We start from the raw sequence: 14,583 nt of genomic DNA on the forward strand, positions 1-14,583 counted from the left end.
AATGAACAAACCAAAAGTTTTAATTGTTGAAGATGAATTGGGAATTGCCAATTTTATGCTTCAAGGTTTAGAAGAAGAAAATTTATCGCCAACGCACTGTTTAAGCGGCGAAGATGCTTTAGTGAAAATAAATAACGAGAAATTTGATGTTATTTTGTTAGATTGGATGATGTTAAATATTTCGGGCTTAGACGTTTGTAAAGCAATCCGAAATTCTGAAAATATGAACCAAAAAACACCAATTATTTTCATTACAGCGAAAGATACAGTTCAAGATACGATTGAAGGTTTGAATGCTGGTGCAAATGACTACATCAAAAAACCATTTGATTTTAATGAATTGGTAGCACGAATTAACGTTTATCTTCGTCAAAATGAATCGAATAATCTTTTGAATTTCGGAAATATTTCAATCAATCCAGAAACACATCAGACTTTTTTAGATAATAATTTAGTTGAATTAACATTAAAAGAATTTCAACTTTTAGCTTACCTTTTCAAAAATAAAAACCGAATTTGTACACGCAAAGAAATCATTGAAAACGTTTGGCACATTCATTTTGAATATGATACAAGTGTGATTGATGTTTTTATTAATGCGATTCGTAAAAAATTAAATCTAAAAAAAGATGATCCGCGCTTACATACCATTCGTGGCGTGGGTTATATAACAAACGATGTTTAAAAAATTATCTGTAAAAAATAGAATAGCAACCTTTTACAGCATTTTATTTTCTGCTGTTTTACTCATTATTTTTGGGTTAATTTTCTTTGTTGTAAATAGGGGAATTAACAAAACAATGTACGAAACGTTAGAGGAAGAAATTAACAGTCACGTCGATTATGTGTTACACGAACCTACATTTACAAGTTTTGTACAACCGCGCGAATGGGAAGAAGTAGAACATACAGACATTGCGCTGAATCCTGTTTTTATCTCAATTTATGATAAAAATTTCAACTTAGTTGAAAGTTCTCCAAACATGGTTCAAAATCAATTGGATTGGAACAATGAAGAACCAGAAAATAAGCCATTTTATGCTGAATATAATTCAATTCAGTTATTAATTTCTCAAGCAAAATTGATTCATCATGGCGAAGTTGTTGGTTATTTAGTAATAGGCGTTTCTACAAAACACAATCAATTAGCATTGGATTATTTAAAAACTGCCTTACTTATTATCTTTCCTATTTCGGTTTTATTGACGTTTCTTTTAGCTCGTTTTATTGCGGCTAAATCGATTAAACCTGTTTTCAATGTGATTCATACAGCGCAATCGATCACCGAAAATAATCTTTCAGAACGCATTCAATTACCTAAAAATAAAGATGAATTATTTCAACTTTCAGTGACAATAAATTCACTGTTAGATCGATTAGAGTTTCAAATTTTAAAAGCTAAACAGTTCTCGGCTGATGCTTCGCATGAACTTCGAACACCTTTGGCGATTATAAAGGGAACATTGGAAATTTTGATTCGACGCGAACGCACGCCTGAGCAATACAATGAAAAAATAGATTACACATTGAAACAAGTGAATCGTTTGGATCGTTTGGTAGAACAATTTTTATTGATTTCTCGCGTAGAAAATAATAGTTTGGAGCTAAAAACTTCATTATTTGAACTAAAATCAGAAGTTTTAAAATCAATTGAACGTTTTGATGTTTTGTTACAAGAAAAACAAATTTCTGTCGATACGGAACAACTTCAAGCTTTTGAAATTGATAATTACCAAGAATTTTTTGAGATTATTATAGATAACATTATATCAAATGCTATAAAATATTCTAACTTAAAAGGTCAAATAACAATTCTTTCTAACATCGAAAATGATTGCTATGAATTGATTTTTGAAGACAATGGAATTGGAATGAATCAAGAAGATTTAAAATTTGTTCAAGAACGATTTTTCCGAATTAAAAATGATTCAACACTCCATATTTCTGGTTCTGGATTAGGACTAAATATTGCAACACAATTAGCTAAAATGTCTGATATTAAAATGCGAATTGAGAGTAAGCAAAATATTGGAACTAAAATTATTTTAACGTTGAATATTGAAAATTTTTAAGTAACTTCAATTCATCTAAAAATATCAAAATGAACCAACACGAATATACCAACGGAGAAATTACTATAATCTGGAAGCCTGAATTATGTCAACATGCAGGTATTTGCGTAAAACTACTTCCAAATGTATATAATCCGAAAGAAAAACCTTGGCTAAAACCAGAAAATGCAAGTAGTGATGAACTTATCAAACAAGTTCACCAATGTCCTTCAGGCGCGTTGAGTATAAAGAAGTAAAATTTTATCAGTATTTAATGTTCCTATGTAGCTAATCTTTAGCTTCCCTCTGATTTCTTATTAATTAAATAAACTTCGTATATTCGCAGAATCAAAATTTAAGTAAGATACAATGTAAAAAATAATTTCTTTCAGACAAATCAGAACAACAACCTCAAAACGGTTGCTGTATTGTTTCACTTCTAAAGAAAGGAATTATGCTTACTTTACAAAATATTTCATATCAACATCCAAACAAGGATATACTGTTTAGCGACATTAATTTAACAGTACAAAATCAAGAAAAAATTGCTTTAATTGGTAATAACGGAGTTGGAAAATCTACTTTATTGAAAATTATCGCCAAAAAAAGTCAATCATCAAACGGAATAATAAACATTGAAACCGAACCTTATTATGTTCCACAAATTTTCGGACAATTCGATCAGTTAACAATAGCTCAAGTACTGAAAATTGAAGATAAATTAAGTGCATTGCACGAAATTTTAAAAGGAAACACAAGTGAAGATAATTTCAATTCACTCGATGATGATTGGACAATCGAAGACCGTTGCAATGAAGCATTAAGTTATTGGCAACTCAATAATTTAGACTTATCCAACAAAATGGAAACTCTAAGTGGTGGACAAAAAACAAAGGTTTTTTTAGCTGGAATTACCATTCATCAGCCCGAATTAATTTTATTGGATGAACCTAGCAATCATCTCGATAATGTAAGTCGTCAACTTTTATATGATCTAGTTCTCGATACAAAAAGCACGTTAATCATCGTAAGCCACGACAGAAAACTTCTAAACCTTCTAAATAGTGTTTATGAGTTAAGTAAAAACGGGATTAAAGTTTATGGTGGAAATTACGACTTTTATAAAGCTCAAAAACAGATTGAAAACAATGCCTTGAATCAAGATATTCAAAGCAAAGAAAAAGCATTGCGGAAAGCCAAAGAGAAAGAACGAGATACTTTAGAACGACAACAAAAATTGGATAATCGTGGAAAAAGTAAACAAGAAAAATCAGGTGTTGCTCGAATAATGATGAACACTTTGCGAAATAATGCCGAAAATAGTACATCAAAATTAAAAGGTGTTCATGCAGAAAAAATTAATGGAATTTCTCAAGATTTACAAACGCTTCGCTCCTCTTTATCTCCTTTAGATAAAATGAAATTTGGTTTTGATCATTCAGACTTACATAAAGGAAAAGTTTTATTTACCGCAACTAACGTTAACTTTAGTTATAACGATAAACTGATTTGGAAAAACAACTTAAATTTTGAGATTACAAGTCGCGAACGCATTGCATTAAAAGGAAAAAACGGTTCAGGGAAAACCACGTTGATAAAGCTTATTTTAGGTAAGATAAAACCGCAAAAAGGAACAATTTATCGAGTAGAAAATAAATCCATTTACATTGACCAAGATTATTCGTTACTTAATAATAAACTAAAAGTTTATGAGCAAGCACAACAATTCAATACCTCAGCATTACAAGAACATGAAATCAAGATTCGTTTAAACCGATTTTTATTTTCAAAAGACGACTGAGAGAAACCTTGCTTAATGTTGAGTGGTGGTGAAAGAATGCGTTTATTACTTTGTTGTTTAACAATAAACAGTAAAGCTCCTGACATTATTATTTTGGACGAACCTACCAATAATTTGGATATTCAGAACATTGAAATTTTGACAAAAGCTATAAACGAATATCAAGGAACGCTAATCGTTGTATCACACGACGAAGCATTTTTGGAACAAATAAAAATAGAACGGACGATTGATTTATAAAAAACATAGTAAATAATCAAATTCCTTTCAATGGATTCAAAAGTTACTCAATCCCACATTCGATATATTTTTGGAATTCTTGAAAAAGTTTGAAGAAGAAAAAAATAATGAGTTTATAAAAGCTATATGCATAAAATAATACCTTCATTGTTCACAAGTAATAAGAATGCATTCAATTTTAATCATAGACGATAAAACAAAAATCAGAACACTCCTAGCTCGAATTAGAAGGTTTTGAAATACATCAAGCAGAAAATTTAAAATCAGGGATAAAAAAAATTAAAACACTTACTCCTGAAGTTATTTTATGTGATGTAAAATTACCTGATGGTAATGGTGTTGAGTTTGCAAAAGAAGTCAAAGAACAAATTTTAATTGTAATGGAAGCTTAACGAGCAGAAACTCCATAGCCCAACTTTGTAGAAAATATAGTATAAGTCAATCTCAATTTTATAAGTGGAATAAAGAATTTTTAGAAGCAGGTAAAAAGCGATTATCGGGTGATATAACTCGAGAAAAAACGTAAAACATTTCTGTTGCTATTTCAGTACTTCTTTGTGTATAAAAAAGATTTTGTTGTGGTATACCATCTGAAGTTTTGGGATCTTCGAAGCTTAGGGATATTCTTTTTTCTGCACCCGCAATAAATGGACATTCGCCATCAGCCTGCGAACAAGTCATAATTGCTCCAAATTGGTTTATAGGATTGAAAAAATCATCATATTTTTTAGAAAAACCTATCATAGGCAGAGCATTTTCGCTATATTTAATAGCGTAAATTGGATTGTTATTTTCTGAAATTTTGTAAATGTAAAGGCCTTGATTAATCAAAGTTTCTACTACTTTAGGAAATAGCAACGTTTCTTCTGTTCCTCCCGAATAGCAATGTACATCTTGTATGTTGTAAAACGAAGCAGAAACTTGTGCCCATACTTGTGCTAAATGACTTCGGCGAGAATTGTGCGTGCAAATAAAATTGAGATTTACAACTAGTTTATCATCTACTTTTTGTTGAATATATTCTACCAAAGGCTGTAAAACAGCCTTTCTATCTATAGATATCGTATCAAAACTTTGAAACTTAATTATGTTTTCTTTTAATATCGGATACATTGTTTTTGATTTTTAACAACAACCAGAATTTGGTGTGCAACAAGATGACTGAATTTCTGATAATTTTACCTTAGGTTTTTGATTTGAAATACCACACGCATCTTCTGCTAAACAGGCTGTATGTTTATTCTTTAAGACAAAATGTTTTCCATTGAATTCTAAATCATACTTTCCAATTGTTTCGGCTTGATATTCTACTTCTATTTCGCTGTTCTCAATCCCTAATTTACTTTCTGAAAGCTGGATGATGTGAAGCAATTTATTTGGTTTTAAACGATGTTCAAAATCGTCAGCATTCCATAGTTGGAAATTCACGACTTTTTCAGTTCTTAATGTTCCACCACAATCAATAAAGTTTTTGGTGATTTGTCCTACTTCTGTTACGTGGAAATGTTCTGGTACAAATGTCCCATCTTCTAATTGAAATTCAACATTGTCTAAATTTGGCAATATCTCTTTGATTTGTTCAAGTGTCATATGAATTGAGTTTTTAAATTTATTTTCTTTATTTATTCATCGTAATATTACGATGTATATAGATTAAAAAAAAATGCCTTTAACAGCATTGTTTAACTTTCACCTCTTGATTAAAGAAAGTGACTAATTCGTTTTGTATCTCATTCCATACTTTTTCTTCAATACAATAACAAACAGACTTTCCTTCTATAGAACCTTGTATAATTCCTATATTTTTTAATTCTTTTAAATGCTGAGAAATAGTTGCTTGTGCTAAGCCCAATTCATCTACCAAATCGTTACAAATACACGCTTTTTGATTGATAATATGTTGTAAAATAGCAATACGAGCCGGATGTCCCAAAACCTTAAACAGCACGGCTAATCTATTTTGTTCTTCTGTAAACATCTCTGTTTTAGTAATTCCCATTTCTCTTTTTATTACATCGCAATATTACGATTTTAAATTTAAAATGTAAAACTTCCTTTCTCTTTTTATTCTTATTATTTTTCAAATGAATTCATATGACCTTCGAGAAATCTTGATGCAAATTAAAGTATTGTAAAAAGTAGATATAAGTATTGAGAATTAAATTTTCAGAAATTAAATTTTAATTTATTGGTTAATATTTTCTACGATAAGACTCTTCTATTTTTCTATTTAATAATAATTCTTCCATAAGGCTTCCTTCTTTTCATAAGATGAATATTAAATAAATAATTTCTGTAAAAGACACAAGTACAATTATTTAACACACCTATGACCACACGCATAAGTCTTGTTACGCTATCCTATGTAAATTAGAAAATCAAAATTATATAAACAGAACTATAATGGATAATTTATTAAATGAACCTGGTCTTCAATTGACTATCTTGTTTTTCTTTATTCCTGTATTTTTTGCTTTGATTCTTATTTTAATTAAAATCAATAGCATTATATCAAATGTGTTAAGAAAAAAAGAATTAAAAAAAATCTATGAAGATTTAAAGAATCTTCAACCAGGAGAAGTGGCTGCTCTTGAAAAACGAAAGATAGAACTTGAGTTTAAACTAATAGGAAACGAACTTTCATTAAATAATTCTGTTGAAGATCCACGTGGATTAGTAGATCAAACAAATGAAATACATGATATTCGTTTTTTACAAACCAAACGAAAAGAAAGAAAAAATATAGTTATTCCTAACAACGAAAAAAAACTTATACTTTGGTTCTTAGGATGTGGTATTTTATGGCTTATTATAGGAACAACCGTAGGAGAGTATTTGGGAATAAAATTTGTCGCACCTGATGCTGATCATGTTAGTTGGTTAAGCTTTGGTCGATTAAGACCCGTACATACGAATATTGTTTTCTGGGGTTGGGCATCTGTTGCTATGGTCGGTTTTTCGTATTATGTTATTCCAAGAGTAGGTAATACAAAAATCTTTAGCTTAAAAATAGCTTATACTTCACTAATTTTAATGAATTCAGCTGTTTTATTAGGAAGTATTTGTTTAATGGTTGGGATAAATAATAGCGGTGGAGAATACAGAGAATATGTTTGGCCAGTTATGCTTCTTTTTGCAATAGGAATTATTATCAGTATTTATAATCATATCCAAACAATATCATCAAGAAAAACAGAAGAAATTTATGTCTCGAATTGGTATATAGTATCTGCAATGATGTTTGTTGTTGTCATATTACTTGTTGCTTATCTTCCGTTTTGGCAAGATGGATTAGGTGAAACCATTACACAAGGTTATTTTATGCATCAAGGTGTTGGTATGTGGTTCATGTTTTTTAATCTTGGATTAATGTATTTTTTCCTTCCACAAGAACTTAATAGCCCAGTGTACTCATATAGTCTAAGTATACTTGCTTTTTGGACTCAAATCTTATTTTACACTCTAATTGGAACTCATCACTTTATATTTAGTGCTATTCCATGGTGGATGCAAACTATTGCAATTGTAGCGAGCGTAGGTATGATAATACCTGTAGCTGCAGGAAGCATTAATTTTATGATGACTATTCGAGGTTCTTGGCACAGATTAAAATTAAGTTATGTACTACCATTTTATGTCGTTTCAATTATTTTCTATTTCACTGGTTCAATGCAAGGAACTGTAGAAGCATTTCGGGTAACTAATCTTGTTTGGCATTTTACCGACTTCACTGTTGCTCATTCTCATTTAACTATGTATGGTATTATCACATTTATGTTATGGTCATTTACTTATACACTTGTACCGAGACTTACTTCTCATGAACCACCAAGTATTACTGTTGGTTTACATTTTTGGTTTGCATTAATAGGTTTACTTGTTTATACTGTTTCGTTGATGATAGGATCTACAGAAAAAGGAATTTTATGGATGGATAAAAAACCGTTTCTTGAAGGTATAATTTTAATGATGCCCTATTGGTTATGGAGGGCTATAGGAGGTACAATGATGTGGATATCTCATTTTATTTTCGCTTATAACTTTTATAGAATGTTAAAACCAAAAAAGGAAATAAAAATACCGCAATCACCAGCTGAACTTTTAGATATTATTAATATAGAAAAAACAACATTATAATGGATTTTTTTAATAATCATAAAAAGCTTTTTCTTTCCGCATTGGCATTTTTTCTTTTTCTAACATTGATTATTTGTATTCTACCTGCACTTAATAATCAGAAAATAAATCGTCCTTTGCCAGGAAGTAATGTCTCTACAGAAGAGGAAGTTCGTGGTAAGCAAATTTATATAAGAGAAGGTTGTGTAGCTTGTCATACACAACAGATCAGAAATGTAGATATGGATCAGGTTTTTGGAGAAAGACCAAGTATTGCTGCAGATTATGCACGAAATAAACGTATTAGCTTTTTTCAGAATACAGCAACACTAATGGGAACAGAGAGAACAGGACCTGATTTAACTAATATTGGTCGTAAGCAACCAAGTTTAGAATGGCAATATTCACATTTATATAATCCAAGATCTGTTGTACCAGAATCTGTAATGCCTTCTTATAAATGGTTATTTAATGTAAAAGATTATTTGGACGAAGGAGAGATAGAAGTAAATGTTCCAGATGAATTTAGAATAGGAATTAAAGGAAAAATTGTTCCTTCAAGAGAAGCAAAAGATTTAGTAGCTTATCTCTTCAGTCTACAACAAGTAAAACTTACAGAAGATGTTGAGCCTGTGAAATTTTTATATAAAAAAGAAAAAAAATCTGAAGGAAATTCAACCGATTCAAATCTTCCTGACGGAGAAGCACTATTTGGAACAAACTGTGCAACTTGTCATCAAACAAATGGAGAAGGTTTACCTGGAGCATTTCCACCATTAAAAGGAAGCCCAATTGTTTTAGGAGAAAATTTAGAACTTTATATTACGATTATCATGAAAGGTTACGATCCAAGACCAGAATATGCTTCTATGCCAGCTGTAGGAGAAAATGCACATTTTACACCAGAAGATGTTACTGCAATTATAAATTATGAGAAAGCAAGCTGGGGAAATAATGGAAAAAAAGTAACAGTAGAAGAAGTGAAAGCTATCATGGACAAAATTAAATAAAATGAAACAGACAAAATATAAAACAATATTATTGTTAGGTTTATATAGCTATGCAAAAGCATGTGATGCCTGTAAACTTCAACAACCAAAAATTACGCAAGATTTTACACATGGAACTGGTCCCGAATCAAATTGGAATTGGTTCATTGTGATCTTGATTACTATAATTACATTATATACATTATTTTATTCGTTTAAATTTCTTATTAAACCTGGCGAAAAAGATAAAAAACATATCAAAAATATTGTTTTAAAATTTTAATAAAAAAGGGATTATGTCAGAAAAAAATATAACTGTGTACTTGTACATTGACAAAGAAGAAAAACCTATTGCAGAATTGGTTCCACCAGTTACGTTCAAGTTAGATACAACTAAATTGACGGATGGAGAACATTTATTAAAAATAGTAAGCAAGTTTGACCAAAAAGAAGGGTTAAAAATTATTCGTTTTACCGTTTCTAATGGGCCAATACTTCATATAGAAGGGCTTTCTGATAATGAAAAAGTGAATGGAGTATTGCCATTAATGATTAATGCTTATGATACAGGAAAAAACCAAAGTTTTATTATAAAAGGAAGCGAAAATCCACGAACAATACCAATTTGGGTTTGGGTTTTTATTATAATATTTATGGCTTGGGCAGCTTTTTATATCATTGAAAATTTTAGTCTTTAGCAATTAAAATTACTTTACCACCTCTTATTTCAAGTTCTCCTTTTTTTTCTAAGAGTTTAATTGTTCGTATGACAGTTTCCACTCTCAATCCTGTTAAATCCCCCAGCTGTTGACGAGATAAATCAATTAAATATTCTGGTTCATTATTTTGGTTATGACTACGCAAATAATCGAATAGTTTTACCAATCTTCTTTCTGGATTTTGCGACGATATTTCGGGGGCCATAATTGACTTATAGTACAAACGACGTGCTAAACTCTTGTTAACTTCTAAAGATACTTCTGGACGCGAATGCAATAGTTTGTAGAATGATACTTTAGAAATTTGTATTATTTTTCCATTCGTCACCGCTATCGCATTAGCAGGGTATGGCTCATCAATAAATAAAGGAGGTTCTCCAAAACTTTGACCTTTAATAAAAAAATTCTGTATAAATTCTTTACCTTCTTCAGAAAAATTATTCATTTTAACTTTACCTTCTATTATTTGATAATAATAAATAGGAAAATGTCCAATTTCAAAAATAATTTCTCCTCTTTTTAGATTTCTAATTTCTCCTCCAAATTGGATTAATAAATCTTGATTAATCATAGCATAAATTAAATAATCAATATACCCAAAAGTACTTATTTATAAAATATTTTTAACTCTATTTTTTAATTCAGGTAACACATTTTCTTTGAACCATGGGTTTTTATTCATCCAAATAAAATTTCGTGGTGACGGATGAGGCAAAGGAAAATAATCAGGCAAATAATCGTTAAAATTTAAAATGTTTTCAGTAATATTTTTGTTCATTTTATTCTTCAAATAATATTTTTGGGAATACTGACCAATTAATAAAATCAGCTGTATTTCTTTCATTTCATCTAATAAACTAGTATGCCATAGAGGTGCACATTCTTTTCTTGGAGGTAAATCTCCAGATTTCCCTTTTCCCGGATAACAAAATCCTATGGGTAATAATGCAAAAAGTTCGGGATTATAAAATTGATCTACTGTTACATTTAACCATTTACGCAATTCATTTCCGCTTGCATCGTTCCAAGGTACACCTGTCTCATGAACTCTTAAACCTGGAGCTTGCCCAATAATAGCAATTTTAGACATAGGATTTGCTTGTACAATAGGATTTGCACCTAATGGCAAAAAAGGTTCGCAGACTTTACATGCACGAACTTCCTCTATTAATTTATCAAAATTATTTGTCATTTTTTAATATTAATGTATAAACAGTATAAGGATATATTTTTTTTGATAAAAGATAACTAATAAAAGTTAATACAACAATCGGGAACCATAAAACGTAAGAATTAAAAATTCCGAAAGTTAAAAATATGGCTGTAAATGGAGCATGTAAAGTCGCAGCTACTGTAAATGCTACACCCAATATTATAAAGTTCAAAACAATTACATCAGGCATAAAATATACTTTAGTTAAAACACCTACAAGCAAACCCAAGCATGCACCTGCAAAAATACTCGGAGCAAAAACACCGCCGTCACCTCCCAGTTTTAAAGTAAATCCAGTTGTAAACGGCTTTATAATTACAAGAAATAATGCAAGTAGAGCAAATTCTACAACATAATTTGTTTCTTTGGTTAACTCAGCAATAGTATGATAACCAGACCCATATAATTCGGGTAAAAAATATAAAACGATTCCCAACAATATAGAACCTATTAGTAATTGAAGTATGGGTTGGTTTTCAAATAATAAAATACGCTTTGAATAGGTGACTATTCGCGTCATGTATACACCATAAATACTTGTTGAACCACATAAAATAATGAAAAATGGTATTGCTTCATAATGCCATTCTTTTACACGCTGACTAAGATCTATCAAAGGATGAGCATTCATCAAAAATAGAATAATAGTTGAAAATGTAACACTAAGAATGTGTGTAAACCAAAAAACGTTGCTTTTTTGTTTCCCTATCGTTTCATAGGAAAAGAAGATTCCTGCCAACGGACTACAAAATAAAATAGTGACCCCGCTCGCAATTGCAGCTCCCATAAATTCTTTACGATATTTTTTGAAAATGACATCTTTTCGGGAAGCCATATCACCCAAAGTAGCTGTAGCAACAACAGTGGAAACTTCGATTCCTGTTGTTCCTCCAAAAATAACGGTAAGAAATCCATTAAAAAAATGTGAAAAAACTTTATAAGAAGGAATCTTTTTTTGAGAGCGTAGAGCTTCCAATACTTCAGTAATACCTTTATTTTTCTTTTTATTAAAAACAAACTGGCGCAAAAAATAAATCAATGTTAATCCTATAAATGGAAAAATAACAAAGAATAAATTATTTTTTTTTGCTTTATCTAAAAGTAAATGCTCATATTGTTCTACTAAATTTTTAAACATTAAGGTAAGCAAACCTACAGAAACTCCGACTAAAATAGAACAAAGAACTATTCTACTCCATTTAACCCATCGATAGTTTTTTTTTGATACATGATTTTTAAAATTCATACATGTAAAAGGAGAAGCATTGCTTCTCCATATTTTAATTATTGATTATAACGATTTTGGTCCAAATTCTTCAAAGAAAATTTGTTCTTTATTGACTTGATTTATTTCTAGTTCTTCAATCATTTTTTTAATAAAAGGGCGTGGTCCACACACATAATATTCAGAATCTTTATCAAACTTCCAGTCTTCAATCTTTTTAAAGTCAATATGGCCTTTCAAAACACTTGAATCTGCAATAGACTCTTCTATATAATCGTAAAATTGATATTTACTTACATTAGGATGGTTGTTTTGAATAAGTTTTATTTTATCTGCAAATGCATGCACTTCTTTATTGCGACATGCGTGTATCCAAACGACATCATGTTGTACTTTTTCGTTTAAATCAAAAGTTTCTAACATAGACAATAAAGGAGTTTGACCGATTCCTCCACTAATAAATATCTTCTTGTTTTTCGTTTCTTGTAACACGAAGTTTCCTGTAGGAGCGCTCAATTCCAATTCGTCACCTTCAAAAATGTAATCATGTAAATAGTTACTAATCATTCCATTTACTGCGATATTCGTACCTTTTTCACGTTTCACAGAAATACGAAAGTATTCATCATTTGGAGCACAAGAAATACTATATTGACGTATTTGTTCAAGATTCATTTCAGGTAAAAATATTTTGATACTTAAATATTGTCCTGCTAAATGTTTTGGAAGAGCTTTTCCATCTTTTGGTTTTAAGTAAAACGAAGTAATTTCGGCAGATTCTTCAACCTTACTTTTCACAATAAATGTGCGCCATCCTAGCCAGTTACCAGCTTCTTCTTTTTTACTTTCATACATTTTCTGTTCATGACCAATTGTGGGTACGTCATATCCTCGTAGACTAAATTAGTAAAAAACTAATATAGCTTTATGATGATTAAAAAGACAAAAGAAATAGCAGCTTATTTAACTTATAGTAAAAAACTACAAGTTCTAAAATATGCCAAAGAATATGGAAATAACTCTATAGCATATAAATTTTTTGGCGTGAAAAAGAGTACATTTTATAAATGGAAAAAGGCATATGATGAACATGGAGAAGAAGGTTTACTTAGAAAAAAACCAACTCCTCGTACATTTCCCAATCAAATCAAGCAAGAAATTGTAAATAAAGTATTAGAACTTCGAAAAGAACATAAATTAGGGACTTGGCGAATTAAATGGTATTTAGAACGTTATCATGATATTTTAATATCAGAATCAAGTGTTTATCGTATTCTAAAACGCAATAATGTAGGTCGATTAGACAGAAAGGCAACTAGAAGAGCTATGCATAGTATTCGATATGAAAAAGAAACACCAGGTCATCATGTACAGGTTGATGTTAAATTTCTAATTTTTCAAGATGCAAATGGCCATAAAATCAAGAGATTTCAATATACAGCAATTGATGATGCTACACGAATTAGAGCGCTTAAAATCTATGAAAAGCACAATCAATTAAGTTCAATTGATTTCATAAATTATGTTGTAGATAAATTTCCTTTCAGAATTAATACAATTCAAACAGATAACGGACATGAATTTCAATCAAAATTTCATTGGCATGTTCAAGATTTAGGAATGAGACACCGATTTATAAAAGTAGGAACGCCTCAGTTAAATGGGAAAGTTGAACGATCTCATTTAACTGATAAAAAAGAGTTTTATCAACTTTTAAGCTATACTGATGATGTTGATCTAAATCAAAAATTAGAACAATGGGAAAATTTTTATAATTTCAATAGACCACATGGATCTTTTAAAGGAAAAACTCCTTATGAAATACTAAAATTAAAACTAAAATAATTATATTTAAAGTCTACGAAGTCATGAAGTACGACAGCTGTTCGTAGAAATTGAATTGGATACAGATAAAATTGAATTTATTGATGAAATAAAATCAACTTTCAATAAAACTCCTCAAATTCAGCAATGTTATTATGTAACAGGTGAAGTAGATTTTGCATTGATTATGGTGGTTAATACTATGCGAGAATACGAATCCTTGACTCGAAAATTATTTTTTAGTAACTCGAATATACGACGTTTTAAAACTTTTGTCAACATGCATACAGTTAAAACTGGATTACAAATACCATTACCTAAGAATGATTCATAGCTACTTTGTTACTATTGTTCTCTACTAAACTATAACAAGAAATTTAATAAATAGATAGGCTAAACTACTAA

At 30.1% G+C, this 14,583-nt stretch carries 16 protein-coding genes and 3 pseudogenes; 12 read left to right on the forward strand and 7 right to left on the reverse strand.

Annotation, left to right across the window (positions count from 1 at the left end; translation table 11 throughout):
- Position 1: 1 nt before the first annotated feature.
- The 6 genes and pseudogenes from ACTS9J_RS12115 to ACTS9J_RS12140 all read left to right on the forward strand — a co-directional run.
- Positions 2-685 carry a response regulator transcription factor gene (locus ACTS9J_RS12115; protein WP_286495794.1) on the forward strand — a complete coding sequence of 228 codons (684 nt, stop codon included), beginning with the start codon at positions 2-4 and terminating at the stop codon, positions 683-685.
- Positions 678-2,072, forward strand: coding sequence for a sensor histidine kinase (locus ACTS9J_RS12120; RefSeq protein ID WP_448353279.1), 1,395 nt, complete (start codon positions 678-680; stop codon positions 2,070-2,072). Before ACTS9J_RS12115 ends, ACTS9J_RS12120 begins: the two co-directional genes overlap by 8 nt.
- A 29-nt stretch (positions 2,073-2,101) precedes the next feature.
- A complete protein-coding gene (locus ACTS9J_RS12125) occupies positions 2,102-2,308 on the forward strand; it encodes a (4Fe-4S)-binding protein (protein ID WP_180904884.1) in 207 nt (68 codons plus the stop codon).
- Between the two features lie 197 nt (positions 2,309-2,505).
- Positions 2,506-4,092, forward strand: a pseudogene (gene abc-f, locus ACTS9J_RS12130) (ribosomal protection-like ABC-F family protein).
- A gap of 278 nt (positions 4,093-4,370) precedes the next feature.
- Positions 4,371-4,484: a hypothetical protein gene (locus ACTS9J_RS12135; protein ID WP_376741540.1), complete on the forward strand. Its 114-nt coding sequence runs from the start codon at positions 4,371-4,373 to the stop codon at positions 4,482-4,484.
- Positions 4,481-4,615, forward strand: a pseudogene (locus ACTS9J_RS12140) (IS3 family transposase); the annotation flags it as partial. The gene ACTS9J_RS12135 and the pseudogene ACTS9J_RS12140, both read left to right, overlap by 4 nt.
- On the opposite strand, the pseudogene ACTS9J_RS12145 reads toward ACTS9J_RS12140, so the two are convergent.
- The 3 genes and pseudogenes from ACTS9J_RS12145 to ACTS9J_RS12155 form a co-directional block, all read right to left on the reverse strand.
- Positions 4,600-5,205 (reverse strand): annotated as a pseudogene (locus tag ACTS9J_RS12145) (protein-tyrosine-phosphatase); the annotation flags it as partial. The pseudogenes ACTS9J_RS12140 and ACTS9J_RS12145 overlap by 16 nt on opposite strands.
- 12 nt (positions 5,206-5,217) lie before the next feature.
- Positions 5,218-5,682, reverse strand: a complete 465-nt coding sequence (locus ACTS9J_RS12150) for a DUF6428 family protein (RefSeq protein ID WP_448353280.1) — start codon at positions 5,680-5,682, stop codon at positions 5,218-5,220.
- Between the two features lie 79 nt (positions 5,683-5,761).
- A complete protein-coding gene (locus ACTS9J_RS12155; protein WP_125349011.1) occupies positions 5,762-6,091 on the reverse strand; it encodes an ArsR/SmtB family transcription factor in 330 nt (109 codons plus the stop codon).
- A 404-nt stretch (positions 6,092-6,495) separates the two neighbouring features.
- Between ACTS9J_RS12155 and ACTS9J_RS12160 the strand changes: the two genes are divergently transcribed.
- Genes ACTS9J_RS12160 through ACTS9J_RS12175 form a run of 4 tightly spaced genes read left to right on the forward strand, consistent with a single transcriptional unit; the run spans position 6,496 to position 9,895 of the window.
- Complete coding sequence (locus tag ACTS9J_RS12160) at positions 6,496-8,229, forward strand: cbb3-type cytochrome c oxidase subunit I (protein ID WP_291050531.1); 1,734 nt, start codon at positions 6,496-6,498, stop codon at positions 8,227-8,229.
- Entirely contained in the window at positions 8,229-9,218 is a 990-nt protein-coding gene (locus ACTS9J_RS12165; RefSeq protein WP_125349009.1) for a cytochrome c, read from the forward strand. The genes ACTS9J_RS12160 and ACTS9J_RS12165 overlap by 1 nt, the downstream gene beginning before the upstream one ends.
- Before the next feature lies 1 nt (position 9,219).
- Positions 9,220-9,480, forward strand: coding sequence for a hypothetical protein (locus ACTS9J_RS12170; protein WP_125349008.1), 261 nt, complete (start codon positions 9,220-9,222; stop codon positions 9,478-9,480).
- A 13-nt stretch (positions 9,481-9,493) separates the two neighbouring features.
- The gene (locus ACTS9J_RS12175) at positions 9,494-9,895 is read left to right on the forward strand and encodes a cytochrome C (protein ID WP_125349007.1); all 402 of its coding nucleotides are present in this window, start codon (positions 9,494-9,496) and stop codon (positions 9,893-9,895) included.
- Here the strand turns inward: ACTS9J_RS12175 and ACTS9J_RS12180 are convergent.
- From ACTS9J_RS12180 to ACTS9J_RS12195, 4 genes are read right to left on the reverse strand one after another with little or no spacing between them, the layout of a single operon-like run.
- On the reverse strand, positions 9,885-10,487 hold the full coding sequence (locus ACTS9J_RS12180; protein ID WP_125349006.1) for a Crp/Fnr family transcriptional regulator: 603 nt from the start codon (positions 10,485-10,487) through the stop codon (positions 9,885-9,887). The genes ACTS9J_RS12175 and ACTS9J_RS12180 overlap by 11 nt on opposite strands.
- 39 nt (positions 10,488-10,526) lie before the next feature.
- Complete coding sequence (locus tag ACTS9J_RS12185) at positions 10,527-11,108, reverse strand: uracil-DNA glycosylase family protein (RefSeq protein ID WP_125349005.1); 582 nt, start codon at positions 11,106-11,108, stop codon at positions 10,527-10,529.
- Positions 11,098-12,375 (reverse strand): chloride channel protein, encoded by a 1,278-nt coding sequence (locus tag ACTS9J_RS12190; RefSeq protein WP_221855550.1) that lies wholly within the window; start codon positions 12,373-12,375, stop codon positions 11,098-11,100. The genes ACTS9J_RS12185 and ACTS9J_RS12190 overlap by 11 nt, the downstream gene beginning before the upstream one ends.
- 45 nt (positions 12,376-12,420) lie before the next feature.
- Positions 12,421-13,209, reverse strand: coding sequence for an FAD-binding oxidoreductase (locus tag ACTS9J_RS12195; protein WP_448353281.1), 789 nt, complete (start codon positions 13,207-13,209; stop codon positions 12,421-12,423).
- A 75-nt stretch (positions 13,210-13,284) separates the two neighbouring features.
- On the opposite strand from ACTS9J_RS12195, the gene ACTS9J_RS12200 reads away from it, so the two are divergent.
- Both ACTS9J_RS12200 and ACTS9J_RS12205 read left to right on the forward strand, forming a co-directional pair.
- The gene (locus ACTS9J_RS12200; RefSeq protein ID WP_280046477.1) at positions 13,285-14,199 is read left to right on the forward strand and encodes an IS481 family transposase; all 915 of its coding nucleotides are present in this window, start codon (positions 13,285-13,287) and stop codon (positions 14,197-14,199) included.
- Between the two features lie 55 nt (positions 14,200-14,254).
- Positions 14,255-14,512 carry an Lrp/AsnC ligand binding domain-containing protein gene (locus tag ACTS9J_RS12205; protein ID WP_286495934.1) on the forward strand — a complete coding sequence of 86 codons (258 nt, stop codon included), beginning with the start codon at positions 14,255-14,257 and terminating at the stop codon, positions 14,510-14,512.
- Positions 14,513-14,583: the final 71 nt, after the last annotated feature.

The sequence above is a fragment of the Empedobacter sp. ULE_I140 genome, assembly GCF_053482575.1.

Bases quoted from the DNA above. Each gene is read 5' to 3' on its own strand.
- ACTS9J_RS12160 (WP_291050531.1), top strand. From the start codon at position 6,496: ATGGATAATTTATTAAATGAACCTGGTCTTCAATTGACTATCTTGTTT.
- ACTS9J_RS12170 (WP_125349008.1), top strand. From the start codon at position 9,220: ATGAAACAGACAAAATATAAAACAATATTATTGTTAGGTTTATATAGC.
- ACTS9J_RS12190 (WP_221855550.1), bottom strand. From the start codon at position 12,375: ATGAATTTTAAAAATCATGTATCAAAAAAAAACTATCGATGGGTTAAA.
- ACTS9J_RS12120 (WP_448353279.1), top strand. From the start codon at position 678: ATGTTTAAAAAATTATCTGTAAAAAATAGAATAGCAACCTTTTACAGC.
- ACTS9J_RS12175 (WP_125349007.1), top strand. From the start codon at position 9,494: ATGTCAGAAAAAAATATAACTGTGTACTTGTACATTGACAAAGAAGAA.
- ACTS9J_RS12195 (WP_448353281.1), bottom strand. From the start codon at position 13,209: ATGTATGAAAGTAAAAAAGAAGAAGCTGGTAACTGGCTAGGATGGCGC.
- ACTS9J_RS12200 (WP_280046477.1), top strand. From the start codon at position 13,285: ATGATTAAAAAGACAAAAGAAATAGCAGCTTATTTAACTTATAGTAAA.
- ACTS9J_RS12115 (WP_286495794.1), top strand. From the start codon at position 2: ATGAACAAACCAAAAGTTTTAATTGTTGAAGATGAATTGGGAATTGCC.
- ACTS9J_RS12185 (WP_125349005.1), bottom strand. From the start codon at position 11,108: ATGACAAATAATTTTGATAAATTAATAGAGGAAGTTCGTGCATGTAAA.
- ACTS9J_RS12165 (WP_125349009.1), top strand. From the start codon at position 8,229: ATGGATTTTTTTAATAATCATAAAAAGCTTTTTCTTTCCGCATTGGCA.
- ACTS9J_RS12180 (WP_125349006.1), bottom strand. From the start codon at position 10,487: ATGATTAATCAAGATTTATTAATCCAATTTGGAGGAGAAATTAGAAAT.
- ACTS9J_RS12150 (WP_448353280.1), bottom strand. From the start codon at position 5,682: ATGACACTTGAACAAATCAAAGAGATATTGCCAAATTTAGACAATGTT.
- ACTS9J_RS12125 (WP_180904884.1), top strand. From the start codon at position 2,102: ATGAACCAACACGAATATACCAACGGAGAAATTACTATAATCTGGAAG.
- ACTS9J_RS12155 (WP_125349011.1), bottom strand. From the start codon at position 6,091: ATGGGAATTACTAAAACAGAGATGTTTACAGAAGAACAAAATAGATTA.